We start from the raw sequence: 24,518 nt of genomic DNA, 5'->3' as shown, positions 1-24,518 counted from the left end.
ACCAGCCCCGCCTGCGGCGAACCCGTGTGCGACGAGGCCGTCTCCACCACGTACAGGTCCCCGCGGAGACAGAACGAGGGGGCCGCGGTGGGGACCGCACAGCAAAGAGACCGGCGGGTGGGGGCCAGGGCGTTCCTGCCCCTGATGTCAGCGGCATTCCTGCTGATCGCCATGTCCGTGACACTCATCACGGTCACCACCCCGGCCGCGGCCGACCCGCTCGGGGACTGCACGCCCACCAAGGGCGCGATCGTCGCTGTCGACTTCGGCCCCTTCGCGGGCAAGGTCGAGCGCGGCTGCGACACGACGCCGACGACCGGCTACGAGCTCCTCCACGAGGCGGGCTTCACCACTGAGGGCACCCGGCACGACGGCCCGGCCTTCATCTGCCGCATCGGGCTCGGCTCCGGTACGCAGTACCCGACGACGGGCCAGGAATCGTGCGTACTCACCCCGCCGGCCACGGCGTACTGGTCGTACTGGATCGCCTCGCCGGGCCAGAGCAAGTGGACGTACAGCCAGTACGGCGCCATGGACCGCAAGCCGAAGGACGGTGACGTCGACGCCTGGGTGTTCGGTGGGACGGACATCGGCGGCACCACGGGCAAGCCGACGTTCACACCGGACGAGGTGCGCGCCGGGGGCGGCGGTGAGAGCCCTGATCCCGGAGGCACGCCGACGGCTGCGCCCGGTGAGATCGACGTGGCTGCTGCGGCCGGCTGGGTGGAGGGCACGCTCAAGGACGGCGAACGCGTCGTCGACGAAGGTGCCGAGGCCCCGAACTACCTGCTGACCACCGAGGCCGCCTACGCTCTCGCGGCCGCGGACAGCGACAGCGCGAACCTTGGCAAGATCAGCGCGTTCCTCGCCGCCCACGCCGACGACTACGCCTACGCCGCCGGCAAGGACCAGGCACCCGACGCCACCGCGGCAGCCAGGCTCGCACTCGTTGCCGAGGCCACCGAAGGCGACCCGCACCACTTCGGCGGACACGACCTGATCGCCGGCCTCCTGGACAACGTCTGCACCGCAGGCCCCGAGTCGGGCACCCATACCCCCGGTTGCACAGCGAAGGGCGACTTCCGCAACGCCTCGTACGCCGACGGCCAGGCGCTCGCGCTGCTCGCCGTGCTGCGCTCCGGCGCTGTTCCCCCGGCCGCGACGGCCGAGCGGCTGACCCAGCTGCAGTGCGACGGCGGCGGCGTCACCAGCATCCTGATCCGACCCGGCGAGTACTGCGACGGCGACCCCGCCACCACCGGACTCGTGGCCCTGGCCCTGCACGCGGCAGGTGGCCAGGATGCCGCTGTGGCCGAGGCCCGGACGTATCTGAAGAAGGCGCAGCGTGAGGACGGGGCGTTCCCCGGCTACACGGGCTCCACGACCGGCAGCGTCCACGCCACCGCCTACGCGGCCCAGGCACTGCGCGCGCTCGACGACACCGCACCGGCCGACGCGGCCGTGTCCTGGCTCTCGCGTGAACAACTGGACGGTGGCGGCTTCGGATTCGAGGAGGCGGCCACCGACCCGGCCCTCTACGCGACCGGCCCGGCGGTCCTGGCCGGCGCGGACACCGACCTCGCACGCCTGACGACGAAGAAGCCGGACCCGACGGACCCACCGACCTCCGCCTCCCCGCCGACCGAACCGCCGACGACCGACCCGACCCTCCCGGCCGGTGAAGGCCCCGACCTCAAGAAGGGCGTCGCCTACCTCACCAGGGCGGCCAACCTCAGGCAGGGGCAGTACTACGGTGACGGAACGGGCCGTGCGGACTTCGGCCTCACCATCGACGGCGCCTACGCCCTCGCCGCCACCGGCCTGAACAACGACAAGCTGCGCGGCATCGTCGACTTCCTCGACAAGGGCGGCAAGGACACGAGCGGCAGGACCCTCCAGGACTGGACCGGAACCGGCACGAAGTACGCGCTCGGCGGCTCCATCGGCAAGGCCGCCCTGCTCGCCGAGGCTGTCGGCCGCGACCCGCGCTCCTTCGGCGGCAAGGACCTCGTCGCCGCACTGAACAAGGCGGTGTGCGCGGGGCCGAGCACCGCCCCGGACCGCAGCTGCCCCGCCAAGGGGGCCTACGCCTACGCCCCTTCGGTCTTCGCCCAGTCACTCGCGGTCATGGCCCAGGTGCGTGCCGGCGAGAAGACAGCGGCACAGGAGCCGATCGCCTACCTGAGAAGCCTGCAACACGGAAGCGGGGCGTGGCCCAGCCTGATCCCCGCCACCGGCGACTTTGATGTCGACTCCACCGCCATCGCGGCCATGGCACTGGACCTGGCCGGAGGCGACAAGGCGGAGACGGCGGTCGGCAAGGCGCTGACGTGGATCGCGGGCAAGCAGCTTCCCGACGGCGGCTTCCCCGGCGCGGCGGGCGACTCCGTCAACTCCGCAGCCCTCGCCGTCCAGGGGCTCTCGCTGGACGCGAAGCAGTACGCCGCCGAGATCGCCAGGGCCCGCACCTTCCTCGCGGGCCAGCAGAACACCGACGGCGGGTTCAGCGTGGCCAAGGAAGGACAGCGCGGATCCGACCTGCGCGCGTCCACGCAGGCGGTCGGCGGGGCGACCGGTATCTCCTTCGGCAGACTGGAGCGGAGTCTGACCGGCACCACGGCGCAGCCCACGCCCGGTCCCAGCTCCTCCACTCCCTTGATCGTCACGCCCGATGACTCTTCCGGGGGCGCGGGCGGGATCGTCGACACCGGCGGCGGCTCCGGTGGGGGAGCACTGGCCTCGACCGGTGTGCAGGTCGGTGCGCTCGTCGGTTTCGCGGCCCTGCTCGTCGGGGCCGGGTGGCGCGTGGTGGTCGTGGCCCGGCGCCGGGCCGCGACGGGGGGCGGATATGAGCACCCCCCGGTGGCGCAGGGCCGTGCAGGCGGCCGTCGCCCTCCTGCTGTCGGCTGCCGCACTGACGGCCACCGCACCATCAGCGGGCGCGGATCCGCAGCCCATGGGGAGGTGCACCACCACATCCGGAGCCGTTCTCGCCGTCGACTTCAGCCACTGGGGCGGCCCGGTCTACCGCTCCTGCGGCACGACACCCACGACCGGATACGAACTCCTCAACCAGGGCGGCTGGCGGACCACGGGTACCGGGCACGACGGGCCGGCCTTCATCTGCCGCATCGGCTACAGCGGTCAGCAGGGCGGCAAGCAGTACCCGACACCTCAGCAGGACGACTGCGTGCTGACACCGCCCGCTTCCGCCTACTGGTCGTACTGGCACGCGGACCCCGGCGCCAACTCCTGGGAGTACAGCCGGCTCGGCGCCATGCTCTACAAGCCGACGCCCGGCAGCGTCGACCTGTGGATCTTCGGCGGCACGAACATCCAGGGCACCGAAGGACGCCCGAAGATCACTCCGGACCAGCTGCGCGCCCACAACACCAAGGCGACGGGCAACGTCGGCAAGCCGGCATCGACCGAACGCGCCCCGGAGCTGCCGCCCGGCACCGACACCGGCCCGAAGGCGCCCGAGCAGAAGAAGCCGACCCCGCCGACGTCCGCTTCCGCCACGGCGAAGCCGTCCAAGAGCCCGTCGCCCAGCGCATCGGAGCCCGCCTCACCGAGCCCTTCGCCCACCGTCCCCGTCAGTCCCGCCGAGAGCGCTTCGGCCACCGGGACCGGGGTGGTCGACGCGGCCCCGGCAGCCGACGCGAAGGTCGACTCCGGATCCCTCGTGCCCGTCGTGGTGGGCGGTTCGCTGATCGTGCTCGTCGGCGGAGCGGCCGTGTTCGCGGCCAAGCGCCGACGCCGCACGGAGTGACCGGCGTGCCTCACACCACCGTGGCGGCCCAGCCGATGTTCGGTCACACACCGGACATCGGCGGCCGTCGCCTGCCCCGCATACTGCATCCGGTCGCCTGGTGGATCTGGGCACTCGCCCTGGCCACGGCCGTCAGCCGCACCAACAACCCGCTCCTGCTCCTCCTCGTGCTCGCGGTCCTCGGCTACGTCGTCACCACGCGCCGCACCGAGGCTCCCTGGGCACGTGGCTTCACCTACTACCTCTACCTCGCGCTCACCGTCGTCGCGATCCGTGTCCTGTTCCGGGCCGTGTTCGCCACCGGAATCACCCCGCGCGACCACTTCCTCTTCTCCCTCCCGCACATCCCGACCCCCGACTGGTACGCGGGCATCCAGCTCGGCGGCCCCGTCTCGCTGGAGGCACTGCTCTCGGCCGCCACCGACGGGCTGCGCCTGGCCTGCATGCTCTGCTGCATCGGCGCGGCCAACACCCTCGCCAACCCCAAGCGCGCCCTGCGGATCCTGCCCGGCGCACTCCACGAACTCGGTGTCGCCGTCACCGTCGCGATCAGCGTCGCCCCCCAACTCGTGCAGAGCGTCCAACGGGTGGCTCGCGCGCGCAGGCTCAGGGCTGGACGCAGCAAGGGGCTCAAGGCGCTGCGAGGCATCGTCGTTCCCGTCCTGGAGGACGCCCTCGAACGTTCCCTGCGCCTGGCAGCCGGCATGGACTCCCGGGGCTACGGCCGTGCGGGCACGGCCACCCGCCGCTCCCGCCGCGTCACCGGGGCGCTCATGCTCCTGGGGATGTGCGGCCTGTGCGCCGGGGCCTACGGGCTGCTCGACGCGACCACCCCCGCCTTCCTCGGCCTCCCCGCCATGGCGGTGGGCGCCCTGCTGTGCGTGGCGGGCCTGCGTCTGGGCGGACGGAGGGTGACCCGGACCACGTACCGGCCCGATCCCTGGCTGCTGCCCGAATGGGCTGTAGCCGGAGCGGGCGTACTCTCCGCGGTCCTGCTCCTCGCCAACGTGGGCTACAACGCGGCCGAGCTCAACCCCTCCATCTATCCGCTCAGTTGGCCGACGCTTCCGCTGGTGCCGACGTTCGCGATCCTGCTCGCCGGGACCGCCGGATTCCTCGCGCCGCCACCGGCGCCGCCCCACCCGGTCGTTCCACCGCAGCGCACCGAGAAAGCCGAAGCCACGTGATCACCTTCGACCAGGTCACCATCCAGTACGACGGCACGGCCGAACCCGCCCTTCGCGAGGTCGACCTCACCATCGAGGAGGGCGAGCTCTGCCTCGTCGTCGGACACACCGGCGTCGGCAAGTCCACCCTCCTGGGCGCCGTCAACGGCCTCGTGCCCCACTTCACCGGCGGCACCCTCCACGGCCGTGTCACCGTCGACGGCCGGGACACCGCTCACCATCCGCCCAGGGAACTCGCGGACGTGGTCGGCGTGGTGGGACAGGACCCGCTCGACGGATTCGTCACCGACACCGTCGAGGAAGAACTCGCCTACACGATGGAGCAGTTGGCCATCGCGCCGAAGGTCATGCGCAAACGGGTCGAGGAGACCCTCGACCTGCTGGGTCTCGCCGACCTCCGCCACCGCCCCCTGCACGAACTGTCCGGGGGACAGCAGCAGCGGGTGGCCATCGGGTCCGTTCTCACAGCGCACCCCCGCGTCCTCGTCCTCGACGAACCCACCTCGGCCCTCGACCCGACCGCCGCCGAGGAGGTGCTCGCTGCCGTCACCCGGCTCGTCCACGACCTCGGGGTCACCGTCCTCATGGCCGAGCACCGCCTCGAACGGGTCGTCCAGTACGCCGACCGCGTGGTTCACCTGCCGGGCGACGGGCGCGTCGTGCACGGTCCCCCGGCAGAGATACTCCTGTCGTCCTCCATCGCCCCGCCGATCGTGGAACTGGCTCGTGCCGCCCACTGGACCCCCCTGCCGCTGTCCGTCCGTGACGCCCGCCGCGCCGCCGCCCCGCTCCGGTCCGGGCTGGCAGGCGTCACGCCCGTTCCGGTGCGTCCCGCCCCGGCACCCGTACGGTCCGTGCTGCTGACCGCGCACGGCATCACCGTCAGCTACCACGGCGTTCCCGCCGTCCGCGCGGTCGACCTCGACCTCTGCGGCGGCGAGATCACGGCGCTGATGGGGCGCAACGGCTCGGGGAAGTCCTCCCTGCTGTGGGCGTTGCAGGGATCCGGCCCGCGCAGGGCCGGCCGTGTCCGCGTCACCGGAGACGGGGGACCGTGCGATCCGCACGCCCTGTCGGCGGCAGAAGCGCGCCACCTCGTGGGGCTCGTCCCGCAGACACCGGCCGACCTCCTCTACCTCGAAAGCGTCAAGCAGGAACTCGACCAGGCCGAAAGCGAGTCCGCCCACGGCAGCGAGACCTCCGGGGCACGGGGCATCCTCGACCGGCTGGCCCCGGGCATCGCCGGCGCCACCCATCCGCGGGACCTGTCCGAAGGGCAGAAGCTGGCCCTCGTCCTGGCGATCCAGCTGGCCGCCGCACCCCGGATCGTGCTGCTCGACGAGCCGACCCGTGGGCTCGACTACCGGGCCAAGGCCGAACTGACCCGCATCGTCACCGCACTCGCCGCCGAAGGCCGTTCCGTCGTCATCTCCACGCACGACGTCGAGTTCGTCGCACGGACGGCGGACCGGGTCGTCGTCATGGCCGAGGGCGACATCGTCGCGGACGGCTCCACATCCGAAGTCATCCTCGCCTCGCCGGTGTTCGCACCGCAGACCGCCAAGATCCTCGCACCGCTGCCGTTCCTCACCGTCGACCAGGTGACCTCGGCACTCGCAGCGGACGCCCGCACACCCCGTGACACGGAGGACCCGGCATGAGCGCGGGCACCGCGACAGCCATCCGGCTCAACACCCGCGTCTCACTGGTCATCACCCTGGCCGCCTTCCTCGGTGCGGTCGCCTTCTTCTGGCCCTTCGTCGTCGCGCCCGGCACATTCGGCTCGAACTACGCCCCGCCCCTCATCTTCGGTGTCCTCCTCGTCCTCGTCCTGTGCGTGGTGCTCTCCGAGATGGCCGAGGGCGGCATCAGCTCCAAGGCCCTGGCCATGCTCGGCGTCCTGTCCGCGGTCAACGCCGCCCTGCGCCCCCTGGGCGCCGGAACAGCCGGTATCGAGACGGTCTTCTTCGTCCTCGTCCTGGCCGGGCGGGTCTACGGACCGGGCTTCGGCTTCACCCTCGGCTGCACTTCACTCTTCACCTCCGCGCTGATAACGGGCGGCGTCGGGCCGTGGATGCCGTACCAGATGTTCGGCTGCGCGTTCGTGGGCATGCTCGCCGGCTTCCTGCCCCGCGCCACCGGCCGCCGCGAAGTCGTCATGCTCGCTGGCTACGGATCGCTCTCGGGCTATCTCTTCGGCTTCCTGCTGAACCTGTCCTTCTGGCCGTTCTCCCTCGACCCGAACAGCTCCATCGCCTACCTTCCCGGGCTGCCCTTCACCGAGCAGTGGCACCGCTACCTCGCCTTCGACCTCGCCACTTCCCTCGGCTGGGACACCGGGCGGGCCGTCACCAACTTCGTCTGCATCGTGCTGGCCGGGCCGGCCGTGCTCACCACGTTCCGCCGGGCCGCCCGACGCGCCCGCTTCCAGGCCCCGGTGCGCTTCACCCCCTCCGGACCGGCGGCCCCCGACGGGAAGTGAGGGCCGGACGGCCGGGGTACCCGCGCCACGCTCGCACGCGGACACCCCGGCCCTCCGGCCCTTCCCGGGTCAGGAGGCGGGCAGCTCGCCGCGGACGGTACGGGCCGCGGCGACCAGGTTCTCCAGGGCCGCCCTGGTCTCGGGCCAGCCGCGGGTCTTCAGACCGCAGTCGGGGTTGACCCAGAGCCGTTCGGCGGGGATGGCCTCCAGCCCCTTGCGCAGCAGGGCGGCGGCCTCTGCGGCGTCGGGTACCCGCGGGGAGTGGATGTCGTACACCCCGGGGCCGGCCTCGCGGGGGTAGCCGTGTGCGGCGAGTTCGCGGGCGACCTGCATGTGGGAGCGGGCGGCCTCCAGGCTGATGACGTCGGCGTCGAGGTCGTCGATGGCTTGGACGATGTCACCGAACTCGGCGTAACACATGTGGGTGTGGATCTGGGTGTCAGGGCGTACGCCACTGGTGGTGAGCCGGAAGGACTCGGTGGCCCATTCCAGATACGCGGCGTGGTCCGCCGCCCGCAGCGGCAGCGTCTCGCGCAGCGCGGGTTCGTCGACCTGGATGACCGAAGTGCCCGCGTTCTCAAGGTCGTTGACCTCGTCGCGCAGTGCGAGGGCGACCTGTCGTGCGGTGTCCCCGAGGGGCTGGTCGTCGCGGACGAAGGACCAGGCCAGCATGGTGACGGGCCCGGTCAGCATCCCCTTGACCGGACGGTCGGTCAGGGACTGGGCGTACGAGGTCCAGCGCACTGTCATCGGTTCGGGCCGGGAGATGTCGCCGGCCAGGACCGGCGGGCGGACGTAGCGGGTGCCGTAGGACTGGACCCAGCCGTGCTGGGTGGCGAGGTAACCGGTGAGCTGTTCGGCGAAGTACTGCACCATGTCGTTGCGTTCGGGTTCGCCGTGCACCAGGACGTCGAGGCCGGTCTTCTCCTGGAAGGAGATGACCTCACCGATCTCGGCCTTGATCCGTTCCTCGTATCCGGCCGTGTCGACGCGGCCCTTGCGCAGGTCGGCGCGGGCCGTGCGCAGTTCGTCGGTCTGCGGGAACGAGCCGATGGTGGTCGTCGGCAGCAACGGCAGCCCGAGGTGCGCCCGTTGGGCGGCGGCCCGCTCGGTGTAGGGCTGGGAGCGGCGGCCGTCGGCGTCGGTGACGGCGGCGGTCCTGGCCCGGACCGCGGGGTCGCGGGTGATCGGGGAGCCGGCGCGGGAGGCGAGGTCGGCGCGGTTGGCGGAGATCTCGGCGGCGACGGCGCCCGTGCCCCGGGTGAGTCCCTTGGCCAGGGTGACGACCTCGGCGGTCTTCTGCTCGGCGAAGGCGAGCCAGCGCAGGATCTGGGGGTCGATGTCCCGCTCGGGTGCCGTGTCGAGGGGGACGTGCAGGAGGGAGCAGGAGGCGGCCACGTCGACGCTGTCGGCGAGGCCCAGGAGGGTGGCGAGGGTGGCGAGGGACTTCTCGTGGTCGTTGATCCAGATGTTGCGGCCGTTGACGACACCGGCGACGAGCCGCTTGCCGGGCAGTCCGCCGACGGCGGCGAGGTCTTCGAGGTTGGCGGCGGCCGGGCCGGTGAAGTCCAGGGCGAGGCCCTCCACCGGGGCCTTCGCCAGGACGGGCAGGGCGTCGCCGAGCCGGTCGAAGTAGGAGGCGACGAGCAGCTTGGGGCGGTCGGTGAGGCCGCCGAGGTCACGGTAGGCGCGGGCCGCCGCGTTCAGCTCGGCCGGGGAGCGGTCCTGGACGAGCGCCGGTTCGTCGAGCTGCACCCACTCCGCGCCTGCGGCACGCAGGTCGGCGAGCACCTCGGCGTAGACCGGCAGCAGCCGGTCCAGCAGGGTGAGCGGTTCGAAGCCGGCTGCCGCTCCGGGGGCGGGCTTGGCGAGCAGGAGGTAGGTGAGGGGGCCGACGAGTACCGGCCGGGCGGTGTGCCCGAGCGCGAGGGCTTCCCCGAGCTCGGTGACCTGCTTGGTGGAGTCGGCGGTGAAGACGGTGTCCGGGCCGAGCTCGGGGACGAGGTAGTGGTAGTTGGTGTCGAACCACTTGGTCATCTCCAGCGGCGCCACGTCCTGGGTGCCGCGGGCCATCGCGAAGCAGCCGTCGAGCGCGTCGGCGTCGACGGCCGCACGGTGGCGCCGGGGGACCGCACCGACCATGACGCTGGTGTCGAGGACGTGGTCGTAGTACGAGAAGTCGCCGGTGGGCACTTCGTGGATGCCGGCGTCCGCCAGCCGCTTCCAGTTGGAGCGGCGCAGTCCTGCCGTCGTCTCCCGGAGGGCGTCGGCGGTGACGCGGCCCTTCCAGTACCCCTCGATGACCTTCTTCAGTTCCCGGTTCGGGCCCTGGCGGGGGTAGCCGTACACGGTTGCTCGTGCTGCCGCGGCTGCGGGCTTGGGTGTCACGGAAATCTCCTTCGCGAGATGACTCCTGAACATCCCGGGGACGGGACACGGACGCGAAGGGATGACGTACCGGACGGATCTCGCGCACGCCTTCGGCGCGGACTCCTGTCTGGTATGTACGCCGACCCGCCCACGAGGTCACCGGGATTTCCGCACACGAGGGGTCGCGTGCGGGCAACGGGCAGGTCTTCGGACTCGCGGGCACATCTGCCGGGGGCAGACTCCTACTGGCCGTCGCTTCCCAGATCCGACCGGATCCAGTGCGTATGACGGCGGTCGTTCCCACTCACCGCTGCGGGGCAGTCCCGGAATTCCACCGGGTTCCCTCTTACGACGCGCCTGCCTGGCGGACAGGGCGAACCAGCTGCACCGGTCAGCCTAGACGGTCGTCCACCGCCCAGGCGCCTCTGTTCACATTCCGGAACGTGAAACGGGACCCCGGCCCCACGTTCTCGGTGAGCGTGATCCGCGCTCCTGTGGGACGAATGTATTGCCCAACCTGGAGCGGGCCGTGCTCCGTCGGAGCCGGGCGGCGGCCGAGGACGGACCGGGACGGACCGGCCGAGGCAACCGGCCAGGAGCGCGCGACCGCTCACCGTGGTAACCATCCGTCACCGCGGTGGCCATGCATCAGCGCCGGTTGACCGGGTACCCGCACCGGGCACGACGCCTATGGGAGGAAGCGAGAACACCGTGAACGACCTTCACCCGAAAGACCCCGGAACGAGCGGGGACCCGATTCCGCGTGACCCGCCCGATCAGCAGGCCACGGCCGACGAGGACCCCTTGGACGTGGTCGGCGGCTCGATGCGGCCGACGGCCGACGAGCACCCGGACCTGGAGATTCCCGATACGGACGAGGCAGGCACCGGCCGGCGCGGCGCTCCGCCCGCGGCCCCTCGCCATCCCGACCACCCCGTGCCCGACGAACCGTCCGGCTGACCCGGTCCCCGAAGGCACGCGCCGGACGAAAGCGTCTTCACCCTTGTGCCGACGGCGGAGGCCGCGGGCGTGGATCATAGACGCATGACCCACGTGGGGAGCGCCCCGTCGCTGTCCTCCCCGGCCCCGCCGGGAAGTGGAAGCCGTCCGGAACCAGGCGCGCGTCCTCCGGCTCAGCCAGATCCGGTGGCAGACCCCCTCGTGGGACGCGGACGCGATCAGGTTCTACGACCGGCTGGGCGCCCGCGCCAAGGAGAAGCGGCGCTTCTTCCTGTCCGCGGACTGACCCCCCTTCTGCTGCCCGCCTGCCGCTGTTTCGGCATCGGTGACCCCGTCGGTGTCCCCTGCGCCGCTGCTCGTTCGTCGTGAGGGTGAGAGCCCGCTGATTCCGGAGGCCGTGATGCAGTACGCCCTGATGATCTACACCGAGCCCGGCCAGGAGGAGACGCTGTCGGAGGAGGAATGCGAGGCGGCGTACGCCGAGTACCTGGCGCTGGCCGACGATCCGCGGTGCGTCGGCGCCGGGCAGCTGCAGTCCGCCGAGACGGCGACGAGCGTGCGCGTGGTCGGCGGCCGGACACTGATGACCGACGGCCCGTTCGCGGACACCAAGGAAGTACTCGGGGGCTTCTGCCTGATCGAGGCGGCGGATCTGGACGAAGCGATCGAGCTGGCGTCGCGCGTCCCGGCCGCCCGGCTCGGCGGCGCCGTCGAGATCAGGCCGGTGGTGCGGCGCTGAACGTGCTGGAGGAGGTCTTCCGGGACGAGTGGGGCCGGGTGCTGGCGTCACTCGTCGGGTACCTCGGTGACTTCGACAGGGCGGAGGACGCCGCGCAGGAGGCGTTCGCCGTCGCGGCGCGGAGCTGGCCCGCCTCGGGCGTACCGGCCAACCCGGGCGCGTGGCTGGTGACGACGGCGCGCCACCGGGCGATCGACCGGATCCGCCGGGAGCACATCCTTGCCGAGAAGATCCACCTGCTGCCCGCACCCGAGGCCGTCATGGACGAGTTCGACGACACCGTGATCAAGGACGAACGCCTTGAGCTGATCTTCACCTGCTGCCACCCCGCCCTGCCGCTGGAGGGACAGGTGGCACTGACCCTGCGCGCCCTCGGCGGGCTGGAGACCGCTGAGATCGCGCGGGCCTTCCTCGTCTCCGAGGAGACCATGAAGCGGCGCCTGACACGCGCCAAGAACAAGATCAGGGCGACCGGGATCCCGTTCGCGGTTCCGGGCGCGCACCTGCTGCCGGAACGCATCGACGCGGTCCTCGCCGTCATCTACCTGATCTGCAACGAGGGCTACCGCGACCGGGTCGGCCTCGGTGCAGAGGCCATCCGCCTGGGACGGGTGCTCGTCGCGCTCATGCCGGACGAGCCGGAGGCGCACGGGCTGCTGGCACTGATGATGATCCACGACGCCCGGCGGCGGGCCAGGTTCTCCGGCGAGGACCTCGTGCTGCTCGGCGACCAGGACCGGTCGCTGTGGGACGCCCGCCGGATCGCGGAGGGACGGGTGGTGCTCGACCGGGCACTCGCGCTGGGCGGGCGCGGCGCCTACGTCGTCCAGGCGCTGATCGCGTCGATGCAGACGCGGGAGCGGATCGACTGGCCCCGGGTCGCCGCGTTGTACCGGCGGCTGGTCGAACTCACCGGGTCCCCGGTGGTCCGGCTCAACCACGCGGTGGCGGTCTGCCAGGCCGGCGACCCCGCCGAGGCGCTGCGCACCGTAGACGGTCTCGACCTGGACGGGTACCTCTACTTCCACTCGACCCGCGGCGAGTTGTTGCGGCGTCTCGGACGCGCCGCCGAGGCCCGGGACGCGTACCGGCGGGCGCTCGAACTGGCCACCTCGATCCCCGAGCGACGGTTCCTGACCAGACGGATCGAAGAAATCTGACCCGGACTGTCCCCTGGACGGGTCCTCGTTCGTCGCTTCGGCAGGAGGACGTACCAGCGGTCATGCCCACGGCGGTTCGTGGCGGCCGCGCGGCGGGGCCCGCGTACGGGCAGGCTCCGCCGGGGGTGTCCCCGCCCGCGCCGCCCGGCAGCGGCACCACCTACCACGGAGGAAGCCATGAGTTCCGCACCGGCGACCGGCACGATCCCCGGCTACACGGCCGGCACCTGGAAGGCCGACCCGGCGCACTCCGAGATCGCCTTCACCGTCCGGCAACTCATGGTCAGCAAGGTGTGCGGCCTGTTCACCGGCTCCGATGTCACGATCGTCACGAGCGAGGACCCACTCGCCTCGTCGGTCACCGCGACGATCGACACCGCGTCCCTCGGCACCGGCAACGAACGGCGTGACGGCCACCTCCGCTCCACCGACTACTTCGACGTCGGGAAGTACCCGACGATGGGCTACCGCTCCACCGGCATCCGCCGGAGCGGCGACGGCTGGGTCATCGACGGTGAACTGACCTGTCGCGGTGTCACCCGGAAGGTGTCACTGGCCGTCGGGTCGAACGGGTTCGGCCCGGCCGAGTCCGGTGCGCGGCGGGCCCGCTTCTCCGCGACCACGCGGATCAGCCGCCGTGACTTCGGCCTCCGCATCCCGATGGACGGCATCGGCGGCGTGGTCGGCGACGAGGTGTCGATCACCCTCGCCGTCGAGGCCGTCCTCCAGAAGTGATCCGGCCCGGACGCGCTGCCGCACACCGGCGGCCACGCCCTCGCCGCGATCCGCGGCAACCACCCGAATGCTCGTCACGACCCGAGGTGAAACCAGATGTCCACAGCCCGGTCAACCGACAACAGAGCGGCGCTCGGCCGACTGCACGAGGCCGTCAACCGCGGAGACGCGGAGCTCATCGAGAAGACGATCGACGAGCTGTTCGAGCCGGACGTGCTGATCCGCACGCCCCTGCCGGTCGAAGCGACGGGCGCGCAGGCGCTGAAGGAGGTGTTCACGACCCTCTGCCGGGCCTTCCCCGACCTCCACATCGAGGTCGACGACATGATCGCGGAAGGCGACAGAATGGTCTCCAGGAACACGGTCACCGGGACCCACCTGGGCGATTACATGGGCCTGCGGCCCACCGGAAGACCGGTCACCTACAACGAGATCTTCATCTTCCGCTTCGTCGGCGACCGGATCGCCGAGACCTGGGGAGTCGTCGACGTCCTCGCGCAGATGCGACAGCTCGGCGTGGCTCCCGGAGGGACCTCATGAGCACAGCGGCATGACCGGGGCGACGGACGTCCCGGTGCGCCCCGCTCTCCTCAGACCTCGCCGAGGTCCGAGGAGAGCCAGCGCTGCGGCCGCATGTGGATGACCACCTGCTCGCCGTGCTCCTTCCAGGCGAAGTCGACATAGCCGTCGACCTTCTCGGCGGCGAGGTAGCGCGACGACATCTCCACCAGGCGTTCCCGTGTGGCCGCGACCGTCGAGATGACGGGGCCCTCGACCGAGACGTAGCGGATGGTCGGTGAGACACGGTCGACCATCAGACAGAACCGGCCCGCCGCGGCGATCGCTTTCCCCTTGCGGGAGTTGAGCCCCGTCATGATCCAGACATCGCCGCCCGGCCGGTACTGGTACCAGATCGGGACCGTCAGCGGTGACCGGTCCTGCTCGGCGGCGTTCACGGCCAGCGCGGCGATGTGCGGCTCCGTCAGAAACTGCTCGCGCTCTTCACGGGTCAAAGCCACAGGGGGACTCCTTCGTGGGGGGTGTCGTGAGTTCTCAATGTTGCATTATGTAATGCCTGTGCCGGTTCGTCCTTCGTGTCGCGACGCGGGCGGTTCGTCAATCGCCCTGCTGCCGGAGCGAGGAGCGAGGAGCGAGGACCTGGGACGGGGGATCGGGGATCGGACGTCAGGGGGTCAGGACGATCCGCTGGCCCGGCGCGGTCGTGGTGTTCCACGCCTGTTCGACCTGGCTCAGCGGGATGAGCAGCGGGTCCACGGTCAGGGTTCCGGCGACGATCTGCTCGGCGAGGGATGGCAGTTCGGCGACGATGCCCGCGGTCGTCACGGCCCCCTGGCCGCTGCCCATGATGTGCAGGTTCGCCGCGCGCAGCAGGGACGAGGGCAGCGTGATGTTCTGGCCGGCCATGGACCCGATCTGGATCCAGGTCAGCGCCTTCGCGCGGTCGGCGCGGGCTGTCAGCAGTGCGGGCATGGCCTGCTGGGTGACCGGGCCCCACAGGTAGTCGATGACGACATCCACGTCCGCGGCGGCCTGCCCGAGCCGGTCGGCCACCGCCTTGTCGTCGCCGGCCAGGCTCACCGTCCCGTCGGCTCCGATGCCCTCCAGCAGACGGAGGCGCTCCGGGTCGCGGCCCGCGCCGATCACCCGGTCGGCCCCGAGGTGCCGGGCGATCTGGACGGCCAGTTGTCCGGCGTTGCCCGTGGCGCCCAGGACCAGGACGGAGCTGCCGGGCTCGAAGGAGATACGGGAGCGCAGCGCCACCCAGGAGGACATGCCGGGGTTCATGGCCGCGGCCACATCGGCCGGGTCGGTTCCGGGCGGCAGGGGGATGGCCCGGCGGCGGTCGACGACCGCCTGCTCCGCCATGGTGCCCAGGGCCGTGTCGGTGGCGACGAAGTAGAGCAGTTCGCCCTCCTGGGTGCGGCCGACCGCGTCGAAACCGGGGATCAGCGGCAGCGTGCCGTCGGAGGTGTAGTGGCTGCCGTTCGCGGCCGAGCGCACCCGGGGGTGCAGACCGGCGGCCAGGACGTCGACCAGGACCTCGTGGTCCCCTGAGGCGCTGGGGGTCGGGAAGCTCTCGAACCGGGGCGGGGCTCCGAAGGACCGTACGACTGCGGCGTGCATGGGGTTCTCCCGTTCCGATCGGGCTGCCGCCACCATGCGGATTGCGGGCATGGGGCGTGCGGCACGTACTGGATTCGACCAGATCAGGCTAGATTCGACCAGTTCAGGCTGCTCGGCATCCCGCGCGCCCGGCGGGGCGGGGCCGGTCGAACTCGACCGCCCGGTGGACGCGCTCACCGAAGAGGCGCCCGCCGGTCAGCGCACCCGGCTCACCGAGCTCGCCACAGCGGGGCGGCCGCAGGGGCGGAGGTACCCTCGGCGCATGGACGATCAGCATCTTGCCAACCTCGCGCACCTGCGCCGGGCGCGGGATCTTGTCGACCGGGAGTACGCGCGGCCGCTCGACGTGCAGGCCATGGCGAGCCGCGCGCTGATGTCGCCGGGTCACTTCTCCCGTGCGTTCCGCGCCGCCTACGGCGAGACGCCGTACAGCTACCTGATGACCCGGCGGGTCGAGCGGGCGATGGCGCTGCTCCGCGCGGGCATGAACGTGACCGACGCCTGCATGGCCGTCGGCTGTACCTCCCTCGGCTCGTTCAGTTCACGGTTCACCGAACTCGTGGGGATGACCCCGAGCGCGTACCGGGCCGGAGACCACACCGCAGTGCTGGCGATGCCCGCCTGTCTGGCCAAGGCGCACACCCGGCCGGTCAAGGACCAGCCGGTCAGGATCGGGGAAGGGGCCCCCACCGCCCCAGGAACAGGCGCGGGCGCAGGCACTGCCGAAGGCCCAGCGACCGGCGCAGGCGCCGTCTAGCCGCGCTTGCCCGGAGCCGCGTGTTCCCCGTCGGCGGGCAACGGCGGCCCGGAGCCGCGTGTTCCCCGTCGGCGGGCAACGGCACATGTGCGGGCCATCTCCCGGACGTGTCGGGTTCATCCGGAACGATCATGATGCGAGCGCCCGACCGATACATCCCGACCCGAACCGGTGAATTCATGCAGAAACGAACTGTCGCCGTCGCTCTGACGCTCACCGCCTCGGCACTGTTGTCGACGGCAGTGCCGGTCCAGGCGAACTCCTCAGGCTTCTACGCCACCAAGACGCCGTACGCCCCGCAGCAGAACATACGGGCGTACCAGCAGGCCCCCAAGGGGTTCGTCCCGGTGTTCACCGAGAACGTCTCCCGCCACGGCTCCCGCGCGGCGTCCGACAGCGAGGACGGCGACCTGATCCTGGCACTGTGGACGAAGGCGGCGAGCGAGGGGCAGCTCACCCGCGACGGCGAGCGATTCGGCGGCGAGACGAAGTCGCTGCTCGCGGCCATGGACAAGGTCGGGTACGGACAGCTCAGCGGCCGGGGCGAGCGCGAGCTCGCGGACACCGCCGCGCGGCTGGAGAAGCGGCTTCCCACTCTCTTCAAGAAGATCGCCAGGGACTCCGAGCAGATCAACGTCGTCAACTCCGGCAAGGACCGCGCCGTCGACAGCGGCAACCTGTTCGCAGCGGCCCTCGCCGACAACGACCCCGCCCTGAAGCCGCTCATCACACCGGCCAGGACCGACGCCGACCTGCTCTACTTCCACAAGTCGGCCGGCGGCGCGGAGTACCGGGACTACGTCGGCAACGACAAGCGGCTCGCCGCCACGCTCAAGGGGATCACCGACCAGCGGGCCACCCGCACCGCCGCCCGCAACGTCCTCGGGAAGATCTTCAAGCCGGCCTTCGTCCAGCGGATCGCGGCGGGAGAATTCTCCTCGATCGGTACCGCGACGGAGGCCGCGCAAGCGGTCTACGCCCTCTACAGCATCGCCCCGACCATGGCCGACGAGGGCAACTGGAACATGGCGCGCTACATCGCACCGCGTGACGCGCGGTGGTTCGCCTACCTCAGTGATGCCGAGGACTTCTACGAGAAGGGTCCCGGCTTCTCCGACAGCGACATCACGTACAGGATGGCGAACGTCCTGCTCGACGACTTCTTCGCGAAGATCGACGCCAAGCGGGCCGGGACGGGGAACGTGGGCGCCGAGCTGCGCTTCACGCACGCAGAGGAGATCATCCCGCTGGCCGCGCTCATGGGCCTGCCCGGCAGCGTGAAGGCGGCCTCACCGGCCAAGCCGTACACGTACGCCAACAACGCCTGGAGAGGCGCGTCGGTCGCGCCCATGGCCGCGAACATCCAGTGGGACCTGTACCGGAAGGGGAACAAGTACCTGGTGCGAATGCTCTACAACGAGAAGCAGACCGCGTTCAAGCGGGGCTGCGAGCCGGTGGCGAAGGGCAGCTACTTCTACGACGCCGACGAGCTGAAGCGCTGCTTCGGCCGCGTCACGTCCTGACATCCCGCGAACGGGAGCCGGGCCGCGGCGGTCGCTGGCGTACCCGCCTCTACTCCCCGGCCGCCGCGTCGTCGGAGGCGGCCCCGGCAGCCCCCGCGAGCACGGCGATCAGCCTCCGCACCTGCTCCCGGGGGTCCGGGGCACCGGACCAGCCCGTCATCAGGAGGTGATGGGTGGTTCCGACCACGGCGAGCGCGACCGCCGCCGTGTCGGTACCTGTCGCGAGGCGGCCCAGGCGCTGTTCGGCGTCCAGGTACCCGGTGATCGACTCCTGGACCGAAGCGAAGCCCGGCGCCCCGGCCTCCAGCGCCCGGCGCAGCCGCAGGGAGGCGGCAGGGCGCGTCATGGCCAGGCCCGCGATCGTCGGGCCGCCGGAGTCCAGCAGTGCGAGCGCGACATCGCGGAGATTCCCGGCCACCGTGCCCTCGCCCACCCGTCCGGGCAGCGCCTCGGCCTGCCGCGCCGTGTGCGCGAACCTGTCCAGCACCAGATCGGCGACGAACTCGTCCAGGCCGGCGAAATGGGCGTGCAGTACTCCCTTGGCGCAGCCCGCCTCGCCGGTGATCGCCCTGCTGGTCAGGGCGCCCGGCCCGTCACGGGCCAGCACCCGCTCCGCCGCGGCGAACAGCCGCTCCCGAATGTCCGGCATCGCTACTCCACGCGGTGACATGAGGCTCCTCCCGAGGTGATGTCGCGGCCCGTCAGGGCAACGGGGGTTGCCAGTATGGGCACGCGCCCATACTGTATGGGCACATGCCCATCATAGGCCCGGCGGTCCCGTACCCAGCAGGAGGCACCCGATGCCCGACATCGTCAACACCGAGCAGGCGCAGGCCTGGAACGGCTACGAAGGCACGTACTGGGCGCGCAATCAGGACCGCTGGGACGCGGTGAACGGGGGCTTCGACGAACCGCTGCTCGCCGCCGCCGCTATAGGCGAGCGGGACCGGGTGCTCGATGTCGGCTGCGGGGCCGGAAAGACGGCACGGCTGGCCGCACAGCGAGCCGCCCGCGGGCAGGTGCTGGGGGTCGACCTGTCGGCCCCCATGCTGGAGCGCGCCCGGGTGACGGCGGCGCGGGAGGGCATCGGCAATGTGACGTTCGATCACACGGACGCCCAGGTCCACCCCTTCGAACCCGCCGCCTTCGACGTGGCGGTCAGCCGCTTCGGGGTGATGTTCTTCGGCGACCCCGTCGAGGCCTTCACCAATATCGGCCGCGCCCTGCGCCCCGGAGGCCGCCTGGCGTTCATCTGCGCCGCGGAGGCCGGGGGCAACGAGTGGATCCAGGCCATGTCCGTGCTGCGGGACCACCTGCCCCTCGGGGAGTTCGGGGCGCCGGGCGGCCCGGGGATGTTCTCCCTGGCGGATCCGGACCGCATCCGCACGGTGCTCTCCTCCGCGGGGTTCGTGGCCGTCAGCCCGGTGGAGGTGGAGGCGTACGGGCACTGGGGGCGGGACGCCGAGGACGCGGCGGACTTCCTGCTGGACAGCGGCCCCGGACGCCATCTCAACGATCAGGTGGACCAGGAGACCCGGGGCCGCGCCCGCGAGGCACTGGTGAACCGCCTGCGCGACCACGAGGAACGGGGCGCCGTCCGGCTCCGCAGCACCGCTTGGCTCGTCACCGCCGGCCGCCCGGCGTGAACGTGCCCGGCCCGCCGGAGGCCGTGCACGCGCCGAGCGGTTGAGCGACCGGTGGTGCCGTCGCCGTCGCCGTGTGACGCGTGCCTCGCTTGCGGCCGGGAGGCGGGGGCGGCAGGGTTCGGGGGTGTGGCCACTCTACTGATCGTGCATCACACACCCTCGCCGAACTGCCAGGCACTGTTCGAAGCCGTCGTCTCCGGTGCGGCGGCGGAGGGGATCGAGGGCGTCGGGGTCGTGCGGCGCGCGGCACTCGCCGCGACGGCGTCCGACGTGCTGGCCGCCGACGGCGTTCTGCTCGGCACCCCGGCCAACCTCGGCTATATGTCGGGCGCCCTCAAGCACTTCTTCGACCAGGTCTACTATCCCTGCCTGGACGCGACGCGCGGCCGGCCCTTCGGGTACTACGTGCACGGTGGCAACGACGTCACCGGGGCCGTACGGGCCATCGAGTCGATCACCACGGGCCTGGGATGGCGCCGTGCGGCGGACGCCGTGACGGTGACGGGCGAGCCGGGCAAGGCCGATACCGAGGCGTGCTGGGAGCTGGGGGCGACGCTCGCGAGCGGCCTGATGGACTGACACCTCCCAACGGCGCCGTACGGCCACGAGCCGCCCAGCGACCCGCACATCGCGGGGCACGACTGCCCTGGCGGTGGCGGAAGAGGAGGGGCTCACCGTCGGCTGCCGCCGGTCCGAGCCGTCACGGTCAGTGGGGCCTCGCGGGTACGGTCCGAGGACGGGCCCGTCCCGACCGCGAACTCTCCCGGCTCCACCGCCCGCTCCAGCGCACGGGTGACGGAGGCCAGGGTCCGCGCCCCGAGAGGGAAGGAGACCTCGGCCCGCGCTCCGGGCGCCAGATCGACACGGGCGAAGCCGCGCAGCTCCCGTACCCGCGGCCACGACGTTCCGCCGAGCACCCGGCGCACGTAGAGCTGCACCGTCTCCCGCACGGGCCGGCCGCCCGTGTTGTGCACCTCCACCGTGCACACGAGCGGTTCCGCCGGACCATGAGGCGCGTCCGTACCGAACTCCTCCGCCGCGGCGGACGCGCGGGACAGCCGGGGGACGCCGTACTCGACCGACGTATAGCTCAGACCGTGACCGAACGCGTGGCGCGCGGTGGCGGGCTGGTCGACATAGCCGCGGTAGCCGTGGTCCTTGCCGTTGTAGAAGACCGGCAACTGCGCCGCCGAGCGGGGGACCGAGACGGGCAGCCGGCCCATGGGTTCCGCCGTGCCGAACAGCACGTCCGCCAGCGCGCGCCCGCCCCACGGGCCGGGATACCAGGCGCTCAGCACCGCGCCCGCCCGGCCGGTGAGATCCGGCAGCGCGTGCGGACGGCCCTGGACCAGCACCACGACGACAGCGGTCCCGGTCGCGGCGACCGCGTCCAGCAGGGCCGACTGCCCTTCGGGGATTCCCAGTTCGGCCAGGTCGACACCCTCGCCGCAGGTCATCTCCACGGGGTTGCCCGAGGCGATGACCGCGGCCCCGTTGGCGTCGAAGCGCGTCCCCGACTCCCGTGCGCTCGAACCGCCGAGCACCACCACCGCGACATCGGCGCGGGCGGCGAGGGCGACCGCCGCGGGCACGGCCGACAGGTCACCGCCGACGAGTTCGCAGCCCCGGGCGTACACGACCTCCGTGCCGGCCGGAGCCGTGGCCGTGAGGCCGTCGAGGACGCTGATGCCGGTGCCGGGCCGCTGGGGTGCGGTGTAGTCGCCGATCTGCTGCGGTACGGAGTCGGCGTTCGGCCCGACGACCGCGATGCGCCGGACCTCGCTGCCGAGCGGGAGCGTGCCCCCGTCGTGTGCGAGGAGCGTGACGGACTCCCGGGCGATCCGCTCGCTCAGCAGCTCCGGCCCCGGAGCCGGCGCACGCTCCCCGGTGTACGGCCGCTCGAAGAGACCGAGCCGGAACTTCAGCGCGAGGACCCGCCCGACGGCGGTGTCCAGCGTGCCCTCGTCGACCAGGCCGCGCCGCACCGCCTCCTCCAGGCGGGGGAAGCAGCCGTCCCACAGGCTCAGGTCGGTCCCCGCCTCCAGTGCCAGCGCGCCGGCCGCCACCGGGTCCCCGGCCAGCCGCACCAGCCGGTCGAGCGCCAGCCCGTCGGCCATCACCAGACCGGTGAACCCCCACCGCTCGCGCAGGATCCCGGTCAGCAGCTCCCGGTTCGCCGCACACGGGATGCCGTCGAACTCGTTGTACGCCGCCATCACACCCGCCGCCCCGGCCCGGACCCCTGCCAGCGCGGCTTCCAGATGGATCTCGTGCAGCTCGCGGGCGCCCAGCTCGGTCGCCGCGCTGTTGCGGCCGCCGGCCGTCGCCCCCTGCCCGGCGAAGTGCTTGAGCACGACAGCCGCCCGCTCCGGCCCGAACTGCCGCTCCGGGGGCCCCTGGACGCCGCGCACCAGGGCTTCGCTGAACCGTGCAGCCAGGTACGGATCCTCACCGAAGCACTCCTCCGCGCGGCCCCAGCGCGGATCGCGCACCAGGTCGAGCGCCGACACCAGCGCCACATGGCCGCCGCGCGACCGCAGTTGCGCCGCGGCGAGGGCGGCGGCCTCCTCGTACAGCTCCGGGTTCCAGGTGGCACCGACCGCCAGGTTGACCGGCAGCAGGGTCCCGTCCAGCGCCTGGAGGCCGTGCGGCATCTCCTCGACCAGCAGGACCGGGATACCGAGCCGGGTGTTCTCCACGACATACCGCTGCACGGCGTCGGAGACCCGCGCGCCGTCCGCCGCACCGATGCCGGTGGCCGCCGTCACACCCGACCAGGGATCGGCACGCTGCAACCCGTAGAGCGCGCCCATCCCGTCGAACGCGGCCACCTCGGCACGGAACGCCTCGGTCAGCCGGTGGCCCGATGAGGTGCGTGCGTACGCGTCCCACCCGTACATCCGCTGATTGACCTGACCCACCTTCTCGGTGAGCGTCATCCGCGCCAGCAGATCGCGCACCCGGTCGGCGACGGACGCCGCGGGGTCGCGGAAGAGCGGCTCGGTCATGGGTGGCTCACTTTCACGGTGCGGGTGTCGCGGGCGGGACGGGCGCCGGGTGGGCGGCGCGCGGGTTGTGGCGGTCAGCCGGTCAGCGCAGTTCGAGGACGCGCACCCCGTACGGGGCGATCACCACGTCCCGCACCGGGGCGCCGCCGGTCAGCTCGTGCAGTTCACCGTCGGCCGACGGGCGGACGGTCAGCTCCTCGGCCGACTGGCTCACCAGCCACACGAAGCGGGCGCCGTCCTCGCGGACCAGCGTGTCGGCGGCCACGTACGGCGTGCCGACCGTCACCGGCCGTGCGGCACCGGCCAGTTCGGCGAGCGCCGCGTACAGCCGGTGCGTCTGCTCCGGGTTGGCGCGGGCCGTGCGGGCGGCCATGTGCTCCAGTGGGTAGGTCGCCAGGACCGTACGGCCCTCGCCCGTCTCGTGGCGGAGCAGCGCCGGGCGGCCGTGCGCGTCGGTGGCGACGACCCGTGCGCCCACCGGGACGACCGGCAGGTAGGCGCGGCTGTCCTCGTTGCCGGCGACCGGGAAGGTCAGGGTCTCGCCCGCGGCGATGGAGCCGAAGTCCTCGGTGAACGTCATCTCCAGGACGTCGTCCTCGATCGGCTCCGCGACCCCGTAGGAGAGCTGGAGTTCGACGCCGAACAGGCCGTCCAGGTCGTGGAACCACGGGCCGCGCGTCGTCGGGTACTCACCCGAGCAGAACGACAGGTAGACCGTGGCGCCGGAGCGGGCCCGCTCCTCCAGCACCCGCCGGGTGCGGGTGGTCAACTGCCGGGTGGACGGCAGCAGATACAGCGCGGCGTCGGCCGGCAGCCCGTCCGCCTCGCGGGTGAGGGCCACGGGCAGGTCCGCGCCGCGCGCGGCCACGTACCCCTGGTGCAGCGAGGTGAAGATCAGCGGCCGGTCGGCGGGCCGGCTGTAGGGGTAGCCGCGTTCCAGGAAGGCGGGCACGACCAGGGCGGTGTCGGCGTCGGAGCGGCGGCACCGCGCGAAGTCGACCCGCTTCAGGACCTCGGCGAAGTCGGCCAGTTCCCGCAGTGGCTCCTTCGGCCGGCCGGCGCTGTCGGTGATCCCGAAGTGCATCTCGAAGGGGTGGTGGTCGTACGGGGACTGCTCCCAGAGGTCGTCGTAGTCCGTGTTGTTCCAGGCCATCCAGCCGGTGGCGCCACCGAGCAGCGAGTTGTGCAGGGTCTGCCGGTAGAACACCCCCGCGTTCGCGGCCGAGACCGTGTCGGTCGAGAGCCCGAACTCCTCCAGCACGACCGGCTGGCCGGTGACGGCGGCGAGTTCGCACTCGAACGCGGCGCGGTAGTGCTGGCGCGGCCGGTCGGTGTCCGAGCGGTACACGTGCGGCCCCACGAAGTCGACGTACTCGGCGGTGTCCCGCAGCGAGAAGCCGTTGTCGCGGCCCGTCACCTCGATGCCCCACGCGCCGTCCCCGAGCGACACGGGCTGGGTGCCGCCCGCCGCGCGCACCGCGTCGCACATGAACTGTGCCCAGGCGGTGACGACATCACTGGAGGGCGGATCGACCTGGTAGATCCGGCCGTAGCCCGGCATCTCGTTGGTGATCAGCCAGCCGGTGACCGCGGGATGGTCCTTGAAGCGCCGGGTCATCTGGGAGACGAACCAGGCCTGCCGCCCGACGAGCCACACGTCCTCGTACAGATCACGGTCCCCGCGCCAGGCCGGGTCCCAGTTCTCGCCCGACATGTGGCCGACGATGAAGGTGGGGACCGTACCCATGCCCGCCTCGCTGTGGGCGTCCAGGAAGTCCCGGAAGCGGTCGCACAGTTCCTCGTCGATCCGGCCGGGCTCGGGGTGGAAGTCGGGCCAGTAGAAGAACGACCGGGTCATGTTCAGCCCGTGCTCCCGCAGGACGGCCAACTCCTCGCGGACCGTCTTCGGCTCGTAGTTCCGCCACATCAGCGGACCACCGGTGCGGGACCAGAAGTTGGCGCCGAGCCAGGGGAGAACGGCGGAGTCATGGGTGAGCTGGGCGCTGTGGCGTCGCATGGTCGTGTCCTGACCTG

General features: G+C 71.9%; 20 protein-coding genes, 1 pseudogene and 1 riboswitch. Of the genes and pseudogenes, 15 read left to right on the top strand and 6 right to left on the bottom strand.

Annotated elements, in window-relative coordinates:
• Positions 1–144: 144 nt before the first annotated feature.
• From ACIO3R_RS11555 to ACIO3R_RS11535, 5 genes and pseudogenes are all read left to right on the top strand, one after another.
• A pseudogene (locus ACIO3R_RS11555) lies at positions 145–2,847 on the top strand (prenyltransferase/squalene oxidase repeat-containing protein); the annotation flags it as partial.
• Between the two features lies 1 nt (position 2,848).
• Positions 2,849–3,772, top strand: a complete 924-nt coding sequence (locus ACIO3R_RS11550; RefSeq protein ID WP_402105286.1) for a hypothetical protein — start codon at positions 2,849–2,851, stop codon at positions 3,770–3,772.
• A gap of 35 nt (positions 3,773–3,807) precedes the next feature.
• Positions 3,808–4,959: a CbiQ family ECF transporter T component gene (locus ACIO3R_RS11545; protein WP_402105284.1), complete on the top strand. Its 1,152-nt coding sequence runs from the start codon at positions 3,808–3,810 to the stop codon at positions 4,957–4,959.
• A complete protein-coding gene (locus tag ACIO3R_RS11540; RefSeq protein ID WP_402105246.1) occupies positions 4,956–6,620 on the top strand; it encodes an ABC transporter ATP-binding protein in 1,665 nt (554 codons plus the stop codon). The genes ACIO3R_RS11545 and ACIO3R_RS11540 overlap by 4 nt, the downstream gene beginning before the upstream one ends.
• Entirely contained in the window at positions 6,617–7,441 is an 825-nt protein-coding gene (locus ACIO3R_RS11535; protein WP_402105244.1) for an ECF transporter S component, read from the top strand. The genes ACIO3R_RS11540 and ACIO3R_RS11535 overlap by 4 nt, the downstream gene beginning before the upstream one ends.
• A gap of 69 nt (positions 7,442–7,510) precedes the next feature.
• On the opposite strand, the gene metE is transcribed toward ACIO3R_RS11535, so the two are convergent.
• Positions 7,511–9,829, bottom strand: coding sequence for a 5-methyltetrahydropteroyltriglutamate--homocysteine S-methyltransferase (gene metE / locus ACIO3R_RS11530; protein WP_402105242.1), 2,319 nt, complete (start codon positions 9,827–9,829; stop codon positions 7,511–7,513).
• Positions 9,830–9,991: 162 nt separating this feature from the next.
• Positions 9,992–10,209: riboswitch (cobalamin riboswitch) on the bottom strand.
• Between the two features lie 313 nt (positions 10,210–10,522).
• Here metE and ACIO3R_RS11525 point away from each other — a divergent pair.
• The 6 genes from ACIO3R_RS11525 (at position 10,523) to ACIO3R_RS11500 (ending at position 13,945) form a co-directional block, all read left to right on the top strand.
• Positions 10,523–10,771 carry a hypothetical protein gene (locus tag ACIO3R_RS11525; protein ID WP_385030530.1) on the top strand — a complete coding sequence of 83 codons (249 nt, stop codon included), beginning with the start codon at positions 10,523–10,525 and terminating at the stop codon, positions 10,769–10,771.
• A 136-nt stretch (positions 10,772–10,907) separates the two neighbouring features.
• Complete coding sequence (locus ACIO3R_RS11520; protein WP_402105240.1) at positions 10,908–11,057, top strand: hypothetical protein; 150 nt, start codon at positions 10,908–10,910, stop codon at positions 11,055–11,057.
• A 114-nt stretch (positions 11,058–11,171) separates the two neighbouring features.
• A complete protein-coding gene (locus ACIO3R_RS11515) occupies positions 11,172–11,510 on the top strand; it encodes a YciI family protein (RefSeq protein ID WP_402105238.1) in 339 nt (112 codons plus the stop codon).
• 2 nt (positions 11,511–11,512) lie between these two features.
• A complete protein-coding gene (locus ACIO3R_RS11510) occupies positions 11,513–12,670 on the top strand; it encodes an RNA polymerase sigma factor (protein ID WP_402105237.1) in 1,158 nt (385 codons plus the stop codon).
• Positions 12,671–12,847: 177 nt separating this feature from the next.
• A complete protein-coding gene (locus ACIO3R_RS11505; RefSeq protein ID WP_402105236.1) occupies positions 12,848–13,405 on the top strand; it encodes a YceI family protein in 558 nt (185 codons plus the stop codon).
• A gap of 96 nt (positions 13,406–13,501) precedes the next feature.
• The gene (locus ACIO3R_RS11500) at positions 13,502–13,945 is read left to right on the top strand and encodes an ester cyclase (RefSeq protein WP_402105234.1); all 444 of its coding nucleotides are present in this window, start codon (positions 13,502–13,504) and stop codon (positions 13,943–13,945) included.
• A gap of 50 nt (positions 13,946–13,995) precedes the next feature.
• Here the strand turns inward: ACIO3R_RS11500 and ACIO3R_RS11495 are convergent, their stop codons facing one another.
• Positions 13,996–14,424, bottom strand: coding sequence for a pyridoxamine 5'-phosphate oxidase family protein (locus ACIO3R_RS11495; RefSeq protein WP_363022734.1), 429 nt, complete (start codon positions 14,422–14,424; stop codon positions 13,996–13,998).
• A 166-nt stretch (positions 14,425–14,590) separates the two neighbouring features.
• Positions 14,591–15,550 carry a zinc-binding alcohol dehydrogenase family protein gene (locus ACIO3R_RS11490; RefSeq protein WP_402105232.1) on the bottom strand — a complete coding sequence of 320 codons (960 nt, stop codon included), beginning with the start codon at positions 15,548–15,550 and terminating at the stop codon, positions 14,591–14,593.
• 262 nt (positions 15,551–15,812) lie between these two features.
• On the opposite strand from ACIO3R_RS11490, the gene ACIO3R_RS11485 reads away from it, so the two are divergent.
• Together ACIO3R_RS11485 and ACIO3R_RS11480 are read left to right on the top strand one after the other, a co-directional pair.
• Positions 15,813–16,307, top strand: a complete 495-nt coding sequence (locus ACIO3R_RS11485) for a helix-turn-helix transcriptional regulator (RefSeq protein WP_402105230.1) — start codon at positions 15,813–15,815, stop codon at positions 16,305–16,307.
• Positions 16,308–16,486: 179 nt separating this feature from the next.
• On the top strand, positions 16,487–17,830 hold the full coding sequence (locus tag ACIO3R_RS11480; protein WP_402105228.1) for a histidine-type phosphatase: 1,344 nt from the start codon (positions 16,487–16,489) through the stop codon (positions 17,828–17,830).
• Between the two features lie 49 nt (positions 17,831–17,879).
• Here the strand turns inward: ACIO3R_RS11480 and ACIO3R_RS11475 are convergent, their stop codons facing one another.
• A complete protein-coding gene (locus ACIO3R_RS11475; RefSeq protein WP_402105226.1) occupies positions 17,880–18,500 on the bottom strand; it encodes a TetR family transcriptional regulator in 621 nt (206 codons plus the stop codon).
• A 130-nt stretch (positions 18,501–18,630) separates the two neighbouring features.
• Between ACIO3R_RS11475 and ACIO3R_RS11470 the strand changes: the two genes are divergently transcribed.
• Both ACIO3R_RS11470 and ACIO3R_RS11465 read left to right on the top strand, forming a co-directional pair.
• Complete coding sequence (locus ACIO3R_RS11470) at positions 18,631–19,476, top strand: class I SAM-dependent methyltransferase (RefSeq protein ID WP_402105225.1); 846 nt, start codon at positions 18,631–18,633, stop codon at positions 19,474–19,476.
• A 126-nt stretch (positions 19,477–19,602) separates the two neighbouring features.
• Positions 19,603–20,055, top strand: a complete 453-nt coding sequence (locus ACIO3R_RS11465) for a flavodoxin family protein (protein ID WP_385030496.1) — start codon at positions 19,603–19,605, stop codon at positions 20,053–20,055.
• A gap of 92 nt (positions 20,056–20,147) precedes the next feature.
• Here the strand turns inward: ACIO3R_RS11465 and ACIO3R_RS11460 are convergent, their stop codons facing one another.
• A complete protein-coding gene (locus ACIO3R_RS11460) occupies positions 20,148–22,484 on the bottom strand; it encodes a glycoside hydrolase family 3 N-terminal domain-containing protein (protein ID WP_402105224.1) in 2,337 nt (778 codons plus the stop codon).
• An 82-nt stretch (positions 22,485–22,566) separates the two neighbouring features.
• Entirely contained in the window at positions 22,567–24,501 is a 1,935-nt protein-coding gene (locus tag ACIO3R_RS11455) for a cellulase family glycosylhydrolase (protein WP_402105222.1), read from the bottom strand.
• Positions 24,502–24,518 lie beyond the last annotated feature (17 nt).

It is taken from the genome of Streptomyces sp. NPDC087428 (assembly GCF_044744085.1).
In the GTDB taxonomy this organism is placed as follows: domain Bacteria; phylum Actinomycetota; class Actinomycetes; order Streptomycetales; family Streptomycetaceae; genus Streptomyces.
The sequence above is the reverse complement of the archived record's forward strand: the minus strand, read 5'-3'. Positions and strand labels throughout refer to the sequence as shown.